Raw genomic sequence first — 6371 nt, 5'->3', positions numbered from 1 at the left:
ATTGCTCTGGGCAAACCCCCTGCTTGTTCGATTTCTGCGATTGAGTACCGCCTGTGCCCTGATGGGGTTTTGATTGCCTTGATTTTGCCAACTTCATCCCATCGTCTGAGACTTGAAACTGCAACTCCAAGAATGGACGCTGCTTCTTTGGGTCTGACATATTTCATCTGAAACATTCATTTTTTTCGATCTTAGCACGATTTATTGTTGTTTGAGCGTTTTAGAGAGAAAATTCATAATTTGTTACCAACTCTACTCCACTAAGCGCCAACCGACTGAATTATTTCCTGGTCAATTAGATATTGCAAAGCTTCAATAGGTCGATAAGCAGAGATATTTCTGTCTATTCGAGCGAGAAATTCCCCCACTACTTTATTAGCTGGTTGAGGAGAGTTGCACAATTGACAAAGCAGATGTAAATCATAGGTAGAAAAATGTTGATTCAAGCCTTTTAAACGGGTAGTTGCTTGAGGGGATGGTTCAAAAGAGAGTACCGTTGTCGGAGAAAGGCTAAGATGTCCCTGACGACGTTTCCAGAAAGGAAAAGATTTCCAGCGAGTTTCTTGACTATAGTATTGGCGACGATCTTCTAAATACAATTCAAACTGATGCTGGGTTTCCAGATGATAGGAAAGCAGCGCATTTGCCTCTCCCGACTTCAATTTTTTAATTGCATCAGCAGCTTGTATTCCTGATAGCAGTGCCTTGTAAATCCCCGAAGAAGAAAGAGGATCGAACTTGCAAGCTGCATCTCCCACTGCTATCCAATTTTCCCCAGTAGTTTGCTCTAAATATTGAGAAAAAGCTGGCAGAATATGTAGTTTATCCGATTCAGGAACTCCTTGAGTTAAACGTTGAACATGAAGGGTTTTTCCCAAGGCAGCTATCCAATTTTTGAGGAGAGATAATTTATACTGATTAACAATGTCTCCATCGCACATTAAGGTAATAATAACCCGATCTCCTGGCAAACGCGCTCCGTACCACCAACCAAATTCTACCGCTTCAATCAAGGTATAGTCAGTTTTGAAAGCCTCAGTACCATCCAATGGAAAGACCGCTGTAAGTGCTAACAAGTTGTCCATGCGAACGGTACGAACCCCTTGCCAACGAGCAAAAATACTGCGGGAACCACTGGCATCCACCACCAATGAAGTATTAACCTGAGTACAATTGCCTTCTTGATTTTTTACATTTAGATTCCAGTCACCATTTGCAGCGCGATCGCATCCTACTACCTGCATTCCTCTCATCAGCATTGCTCCTCGTTCTACTGCCGTCTGCAATAGCCAAGTATCAAACCGGGAGCGATCGAGATGCCAACCTTTTCCGCCCATAGAAGTCCAGAAATCATTAAAGGCTAATGTATCGTCTCCCCAAGCTGAACAGTTCCCCAAGGACGGTAAATGACCTTCTTGCTTAAAAGAGTCGAATATCCCCAGGTGAGCCAACAAAACTTGGTTACTAGGGGGAAGACTCTCCCCAATACGAAAGACGGGTTCGCTAGACATCTCAAAAATGCCGACTCGCCAGTTTCCTTGATTGAGTAGTGCCAGTGCTGTTGCAGCGCCTGCTGGTCCCCCTCCAATTATTGCAATATCTAGTTCCATCAATTTTGTTAGTTAAGGCTAAGATTACAGAAAAAATGTGGCATTGCATAATTGCTGGATGATTTTCTCAGAGAGGATTCAGCATCATCCCCGCGTCTCCGCGTCTCCGTGTCAGCCTGAATCATCCCAGTATTCAGCAACGCCAAAAATATAGCCCCATCTATTGAATGTCTCAAAAGACGGGGTTTATTTACAGCAATGCATGAGGATGGTGAGGTACACTCGTAACACAGGCTTCCAGGCTGTAACAATCAGGATGCTTGAACTGCAACAAAATTACTAACAGACTGAAAGTCTTGATTTTGTACCTCACTAACTCCAAAATTGCTGTAATTATTATAGGACTTACGCAAAGAAACCCGGTTTCTAGGATAAATCGTTGTTTTAAGCAATAGATATCTACGAGAAACCCGGTTTCTGGGTTCACATGGCTTTAGTCCTGTATTAGAAAGCAGTGTCTAACCTACATAATGTAAGAGAGAAAAGATTTTCAACTTTCTATTTTTTGCGTCCGCGACGCTTAGGTTTGGGTTGATTTGATTGAGTAGTCACCTCATCATAGGTTCGTTGAACTTCAGTAAAATCATTAATTTCGCCTGTGTCTCCTGTTTTCATCACAAATCCCAGTTCAGACCAGTGATCTACCATATCACTATTCAAATTAAACCGCAGAAAATTAGCATAATCATCATCCTCCTGGGGTTCAGCATCATCTCCAATCCAAGGACTCTTTACGAAGGCACCGTCTGTTTCACTCCATCTATTAACTTTCAGAGGACGTTGAGCCGGCCACCAGTTAACATAGGTTTTTTTGGTAGAGGAATTATTTAGAGGCCATTGGACTGCACACTCGTTAAAATCACCTTGCCAGGGAATAGCCATAAACTTAGTGAAATCTCCTGGTTCAAGTCCTTCAGTTAAATCAGTCGCATCTATACTCAGAGGATAGTCATAGTTGCGCTTTCTCAACCGGAATGGTTCAGCATAAATTTCTGGTCGCCGTGCAAACCAAGTCATTTCAATTCCAGGACCAAATGCTCCACCTGAACAGTTTTCCAAAGCAGCACGAGTCAAGCCATCAGGAGTACCGTCCTCTGGTAGCCTTGGATCTGTTGTTGTTACACCCTGATTGTACTGTCGTGCTAAAAAGATCTGGGTTTCTGTAAAGGTGAGATACTTGCTGCTTCTGGATGGATCCGCAGCAATGCTCTGAGCTGACCCATCTCCTGCTAGCATAGGCATCCAACCAGGTGTATAACCAGCCACATTGGCATCTTCAGGCTTACGCATCAAGCCGTACAATTGGTCAGATAGGGTGTCCTCATAAGTAAAGTTATGAGGTGGTACATCGCTACTGACTGCTCCATAGGGATAGGCACGATCCAGGGTGCGTTGAACTTCTTCTTCAGCGTTAGTTTCGTAGTCGGACATAAACTCCCCATTGCTGTAAATATCTGGGCGATAATTGGGGAAGTTTCGCACTGCTACATCAAATATCAGATCGTACATGGTGATTTGAGGTACGATTTCAGGAGCAAAACGGGGAGGAGTCACCACAACCCACGCTGTAGAAGCGTCTACTGAAGGTTTAGCACTATCACTAAAAACAATTTTTGCGTCAACAGGGCCATCAGAAGTATCATCCCACCAATTATCATTGTTGGCATAATCAAGATCCTGCTCTGGATCTGGATAGGTTAGATCGGTTCCAGAATGTCCATATCCACCCACGACAATTAATTTTCCTTCAGCATCTGTATGAATTTCTCCAAGAGAATCAATCTCATTAGGAGAGAGGTTTTCAGGAGGAAACGTAATCCCATAACCCCCTGGGACAACAGAATCGCGATTAAAGTACGCATCTTGACTAGGGCCAGTTAAGGTTCTTGGGCCTGGATCGGTAATTAATGTTGCTGCCCTTTCGGCAGGATCGGTGATACCACTATTACGCAAGTCGTTAGTAGGGGGATAGGTTCCTTCTCCCTTGATAGGTTCAAATTCATGCCAAACTGACTTTTTATTAGCGATGTGAACTGTCCACTCAATACTGGCAACACCATTTTCTCCAGGAATTACCTCATAGGGATTATCTGGATCTGCCTCTGGGTAGCAAAAAACTCGGAACTTGACACCTTGACGCTTCATTAACAGATCAGTATCGCGGAAGTCATCAGGAAAACTTCCACTGGGTAATTCACCAGTGGTTTCAGGAGCGAGGTAGTATTCAGTGCTATTCCCTACACGAGCAACACCAATTGCTGGAAAAATTTTGTAAATATCTGGCATATTTTAGTCCTTAACAGAAGTTTTTTAGAGCTCTAATTAAACCTATAAGCTGCTTTATAGGTCTAGCCACATCAATATATTTCATTTACAGCACCGAATCATAACTCCTTCATATTTTTTTACAAACAATTTGTGATTCTAAAAAGCTTTGTTATACTTGGATTTTATATTTATAAATACTATTTATTGACGTAGTTTAATTGTTAACTAACTTCTGTAATTTATCCAGTTATTTTTATCGCCTTCCAAGAGTAGCATTACTTTTTAGAAATGCTATAATTCCTAAAATTCATTAACTAATTTTCCAACAAAATTTAAGGAAATTTTAAACTTTAAATTTGACGGAATGTGTAAGCCTAAATTATTAGAACAAAAGTTCACGTACAGGGACAAATAAGTATCCCTCAAGCACAGAAAATCCTCAAAACAACAAGGAACAACAATGAACAGAAGTGTAAGTTGGTTAACAAAATTATTTGTTAGCTCTGTTGTCGCAGTAGCATTAGCGATCGCTTGCTTGAGTTCAACAAGTTCAAGCTGCCCCATATTGCTGCACAGGTAGAGTAACATCTCTGAATGAACCTGGTCAAGCTTGCACTATTGAATATACAGAAAAATATCCATTCTTTTTTGTTGAGAAGGGTGACATTAACAATATTTTGCTGTATTTATTAACTAAATTTGCAACAAAATATCAAGTCCGAATAATTAGTTATTGGAAAACTTCTGTCTTCTAACTTGACTCCTTCCCTTCTGCCTTCGATTCACAGATATGATAAGTATTTAACCGGATTCTATATAACTGTTTTTCAATTTAAAATCTGCTTTATGAATAGACGCTCTTTTCTTCAATTAATGGCAACGACATCAGGTTTGATGTTCTCAAGAAAAAGTTTTGCTGCCTTTTCCACAGCTAATCTTCAATTATCAAATAATATCTCATCTTCTATGCAATCGAATTATTCGTTTTTTATGCCCGATGAAGCGGAACCCCACTTATGTACTTGGATGGCCTTTAGTGCCAGCGCAGATATTTGGGGCAAAAAATACACTTCTGGTGTACAAGATAATCTCGCCCGCATTGCTAAAGCTATTGTCAAATATGAACCTGTGAAAATGTTAGTGCGGGAGGAAGACTATAAGGTAGCTGTAGCTAAATGTGGTACTGATGTCGAATTGATTGTTTGCCCAATAGATGACTTATGGATGCGGGATACAGGTTGCGTTTTTGTTGTCAATGATGCTGGTGAGAAAGCAGCTATTGATTTTAATTTTAATGGTTGGGGAAACAAGCAATATTACGATCGCGATGCTAAAGTGGCTCGGTTTGTGGCACAACAGTCTGGAGTAACATTGTTCAATACAGACCTGGTATTTGAGGGTGGAGGTATTGAAGTCGATGGTGAAGGGACGGCGATCGTGACTGAAAGTTGTATTATTAATGATAATCGCAATCCTGGTTGGAGTAAAGCTGACTGTGAAGCAGAATTAAAGTATTTATTGGGGTTGCGGAAAATTATCTGGTTACCAGGTATTAGAGGTTATGACATTACCGATGGTCATACAGATTTTTATGCGCGTTTTGCTAGTCCTGGTGTTGTCATTGCTGGATACGATCCAGACCCTGAATCTTTTGACCATGCTGTTACAAAAAAACATCTGCAAATTCTCCGGTCAGCAACGGATGCGGATGGGAATAAACTAGAAGTTGTTGTACTTGAGGGTCCGACAAAGATTCGTTCGGGATACGAAAGCGATGAGTTTGCAGCAGGATATATTAATTTTTACGTTATTAATGGCGCGGTTATTGCTCCAGAATTTGGCGATCGCCAGGCAGATCGACGTGCAAAGGAAACTTTAGCGGAACTTTTTTCTGGTCGAGATATTGTACAAATTAATATTGATGAAATTGCTGCTGGAGGGGGTGGAATACATTGTACGACTCAACAAGAACCAAAGTAATTTCAGTTATCAGTTATCAGTTATCAGTTATCAGTTATCAATACCTGTGGCTAAACCATTGAGATTGAAATACGGAAATTGATTTTCTCTTGGTCGATTGGATATGGCGTTTTTGCAGGCGCAAAGCTCCGCTAACGGCTAAGATCCGACATAAAACTTATAGCGAGCGCGACATGAAAAGCGTTCGCTCTATTTATCATACGCTATATATAGTTTCTTTGCGTAAGTCCTGATAATTCTGTCGTCGTCATAGAATGGTTAGGGGCGAATGCCATTCCCCCCTACAATATAGATTCTTATCTTTAATGCTGAATAACACCGATGCTACCGGATTTGATATGACCTCACGTCAGAACCAAAACCCTGTAGGGACGTTCCATGGAACGTCCCTACTGTGGTCTACCGCTGTAAAACTTTTTCCTCTTCCCTCTTCCCTCCTGCCCTGTACTGGAATTTCTACTAACCATTCTTTGGCGCGATCGTCAAAAGGATCATTCAATAGATTGCCATTTT

General features: G+C 41.2%; 4 protein-coding genes. 1 reads left to right on the top strand and 3 read right to left on the bottom strand.

Features of this window, described 5'->3' with window-relative positions:
• The 3 genes from F6K40_RS37915 to F6K40_RS37905 form a co-directional block, all read right to left on the bottom strand.
• A partial coding sequence (locus tag F6K40_RS37915; protein WP_375340632.1) for a MerR family DNA-binding transcriptional regulator occupies positions 1-167 on the bottom strand: 167 nt, incomplete at its 3' end.
• Between the two features lie 93 nt (positions 168-260).
• Entirely contained in the window at positions 261-1610 is a 1350-nt protein-coding gene (locus tag F6K40_RS37910) for an NAD(P)/FAD-dependent oxidoreductase (RefSeq protein WP_293144762.1), read from the bottom strand.
• Between the two features lie 498 nt (positions 1611-2108).
• Complete coding sequence (locus tag F6K40_RS37905) at positions 2109-3896, bottom strand: LodA/GoxA family CTQ-dependent oxidase (RefSeq protein WP_293144760.1); 1788 nt, start codon at positions 3894-3896, stop codon at positions 2109-2111.
• Between the two features lie 828 nt (positions 3897-4724).
• On the opposite strand from F6K40_RS37905, the gene F6K40_RS37900 reads away from it, so the two are divergent.
• On the top strand, positions 4725-5858 hold the full coding sequence (locus F6K40_RS37900) for an agmatine deiminase family protein (RefSeq protein ID WP_293144757.1): 1134 nt from the start codon (positions 4725-4727) through the stop codon (positions 5856-5858).
• Positions 5859-6371: the final 513 nt, after the last annotated feature.

Source organism: Okeania sp. SIO3I5, assembly GCF_010672085.1.
Classification (GTDB): Bacteria; Cyanobacteriota; Cyanobacteriia; order Cyanobacteriales; family Microcoleaceae; genus Trichodesmium.
This window is presented reverse-complemented; position numbering and strand designations above follow the sequence as displayed.